Source organism: Mycobacterium sp. (assembly GCF_049280035.1).
Classification (GTDB): domain Bacteria; phylum Actinomycetota; class Actinomycetes; order Mycobacteriales; family Mycobacteriaceae; genus Mycobacterium.
In genome coordinates this window covers 1-3,246 of record NZ_JBAPPI010000431.1, presented here as the reverse complement: position 1 = coordinate 3,246, position 3,246 = coordinate 1, and the positions used below count along the sequence as shown (strand labels likewise).

Sequence of the window (3,246 nt, the reverse complement as noted above, 5' to 3'; positions counted from 1 at the left end):
GTACCCGGGACCGACCCGGACCCGATCACCGAACTCGCGCGACGCGCGGCTGCCGCCGGGCTAGGGACCGCCAGCCTCGACGAAGTGCTCTGCATCACCGCCATCTGACGGGTGCCACGCGACTAGGTCGCGCCTTTCAGTTAGCGGAGGCGAAACCGGCTGTGCCATTTGCTCTTTGGAGCGGGGGCGAGTCTGATTCGCGCTGATGCCTACGCGCCCACGCGTCCTAGACGGCCAGCATCTTCCAGCAGATCGGCGGTGCTGGCAACGCTCACCGGAGGTTTGGTCATCTGGGCGGCGACCTCACGGGCTTGAGTGATGCATTGGGGATCAAGGATGGAACGCAGGTCTGCGACCAGCGAACCCAGGTTACTGGCCGAGAAGGCCCGCCCTGAGCCGACTTTCAGCCGCTTGACGGCATCGGCCCAGATCTGCTGATCGTTGATCGGGTGCCATAGGATCAACGTGGGGATTCCGGCCCGCATGCCTGCGGCCGTGGTACCGGCGCCCCCTTGATGAACCACCGCGCGGCAAGCCGGAAAAACGGCCGAGTGATTCACCGCGCCGACTATTTTTACCTGGTCAGAATGCGGGGCATCGGCGAAGTCACTTGCCCCAGAGCAAATCAAGGCCCGCTCGCCCAACCGCGCGCAGGCCACGCCGATCAGGCCGAACGTCTGAGCGGGGTGTGCGAGCCACACGCCGCTGCCAAAGCCGAAGTAGATCGGCGGCGTTCCCTCGGCGATCCAGGACAAGACCTCGTCGTCGGCTTCGGTCGGCAACTCCAGCGTCAGCGCCCCAACGAAGGGCCGCCAACCATCTCCGTCCGCCCACTCGGCTGCCAGCCCGGGAAAACAGAGCGCGTCGTAGGCTTGAATCTCTAGGGATCGTGGAGAGGGTCCCGTCGCGTCAGCCAGGCCCAGAGCGCGGCGATGAGCATCTTCAGCCTTCTCCATTGTGTCGCCGACCCAGCCGATCTGGCGCGAATGCGCTCCCGGGAAGAAGTGCAGCGTCGCCTGCGGAATGCCGTAATACTCCGCGACGTTGGCGGCCAGCCCCTGCTCGATTCTGCCCGTAATTAGCAGGTCGGCCCCGTTTGCCAGCGCCGTCAGCGTCGTGCCCCACTCCTCCATGGCCCGGGACAGGTACTCCTTCTCGTCTACCACCGCAGTGGCTGCTTCCTCGATCATCCGGTTGCGGACGGACGCGAGCGACTCCGGGCCGAAGGGGACCGCAGCAAGTCCCGCCAGCTCAAGGAACCCAACCATCTCGGGCGCGACCGCCATGCACACGTCGTGACCTCGGCGCAGCAGCTCCCGACCGACGGCGGCGAAAGGCTCGACATCGCCGCGAGTTCCGTAGCCGGCGAGTACCACTTTCATCGGCGGAGCTTAACTCAAGGTGTGCCTAGACGTCCGAGCAGCCACTCGATCCATCACAACGCAGACATCTTCGTGCGCAATAAGCGCCGCAAGGGCAGCGCGTTCCGATCCCGTGGTGGCGACTTAGTGCCGCAATCGTAAGGGGGAAACTGTATTTCGGTCTTCGCGGCTGCCGCCGCCCCGCCGACGGTTGTTTTCACGGTGCTGGTCTTAATTGTGGCCAGGCACTATCGGTCGCGATGCTGAACAGCATCACCGCACCCCTATGACCTGCTCCGCAGTCCGCTGTGATGCTTTGCGCGACTGAGGCGGAGTCAAGGACCGTCAGGTACCGTTCCTGGCATTTCGGGACTGTTGGAGGTAGTCATGACATCCGGTGAGCCGATCATTGTCGTGCTTGGCCCGTGGTGCGGCGGTACGTCGGCCGTTGCCGGCGTGCTGCACCACCTCGGAGTATTCATGGGCGCAGATTTCGTTTGGGCCTATCGCGGACCACACGAGACCTGGGAGGACTCGTTTCTTAGCAAGTTATGCGTACGGGCCTTCACTGAACCTGGCGCTCAGCTGCGAGTGGATGCTCGTTCTTTCGAGGCGCAACTTCGCATTTGGGCCGACAATCATCGCGGTGCCGCCCGCATTGCGGGGCGTCGGCCTGGCGTCAAGCACCCACTTCTCTGCGTTGCGATGGATTACATCCGTGAAGCCTGGGGTCCGGTTGTGCCGGTTGTGGTGGACCGACCGGTACCGAACGTGATCGCGTCGCTGAACAAACTCGGATGGTGGAAGGACGAGCAGGAACGGGCTGAGTCAACGGCGCATCTGATCGCCGCGCGCGACCAAGCGCTGGCCGGCGCGGCGACGGTCAGGGTTGACTTCGAGGAGCTGCGCGCCGCGCCCGCCGACGTGATCCGCCGTCTCGCGGACACGCTGAGCCTCGAGGTAACCGAGGCTCAACTGCAAGCGGCTGCGGACAGCGTTATGAAACCCGCCGACGTGCCCCGCGACGTGGATCCCAACCAACGTTTCATCGATCTTCTACAGCCCGAGGTGACACACAACCCCGAAGATCTGCGACAGGTGTCGATGCTGGCCCAGGTCTACTTCCAGGCGGGCGATTTCGCCAATGCACGCAGGTGGTTTGCGCGAATGATTGAGATCGGCGGTTCGGACGAGGGGACCTTCTTTGCGATGCTGCGGCTCGCGCAGTCGATGGAGATGCTCGGTGAACCGTGGCCTGATGTTCACGAGGCTTACCTGCGGGCATGGGAGTGCCGACCGACCCGCGCGGAGCCACTCTACGACATCGCCCGCCATTACATTGCCGAGAAGCGCGCCCGGCTCGGCTACCTATATGCCCAGCGCGCCGCCGAAATCCCGCTGCCCGAAGACGACATGACGATTCCGCACCCAGATCTCTACGCTTGGCGCACTACTTTTCAGCAGCTGGTGTGCGCATACCACATAGACAAGCAAGCCGAAGCGTTTACGCTGTCGCGGCGCCTGCTGGCCCGCGCCGACATCCCCGACAGTGATCGACAAGGCATAGCGAGCATTCGCGACTTGTCGGTGCCGACCATGCTGGAGGCGGCATCGACCTACCCAGATGTGCTGGCGCGCAACCTCATCGCTGGACCATGCGACGCCGAGGTCACCGTCAGCCTGATCGCCGGACCGGACCGGGCTGCCACCGAACAAACGCTGAACTCGTTTTTGCACTGCTGTACCGACGTGTCACGGGTCGGACGCTTCCTGGTGGGCGATGCCGGCCTGTCAGCCCACGATCGCGCGATACTGCAAAAGGGTTACAAGTTCCTCGAATTCACCGACTGCAGCCCCGGGGACGCACGAGGCGCTCAGCTCAAGG

The 3,246-nt window shown here is 63.9% G+C and carries 2 protein-coding genes; one reads left to right on the top strand and one right to left on the bottom strand.

Features of this window, described 5'->3' with window-relative positions:
- Window positions 1-209 precede the first annotated feature (209 nt).
- Window positions 210-1,382: a glycosyltransferase gene (locus WAN71_RS14310; protein ID WP_422225967.1), complete on the bottom strand. Its 1,173-nt coding sequence runs from the start codon at window positions 1,380-1,382 to the stop codon at window positions 210-212.
- A 366-nt stretch (window positions 1,383-1,748) separates the two neighbouring features.
- Between WAN71_RS14310 and WAN71_RS14305 the strand changes: the two genes are divergently transcribed.
- Window positions 1,749-3,246: tetratricopeptide repeat protein (locus tag WAN71_RS14305; protein ID WP_422225966.1), on the top strand; the 1,498-nt coding region annotated here is incomplete at its 3' end.

Excerpts from the sequence above, each read along its gene's own strand:
- WAN71_RS14310 (WP_422225967.1), bottom strand. The coding sequence starts at position 1,382 with ATGAAAGTGGTACTCGCCGGCTACGGAACTCGCGGCGATGTCGAGCCT.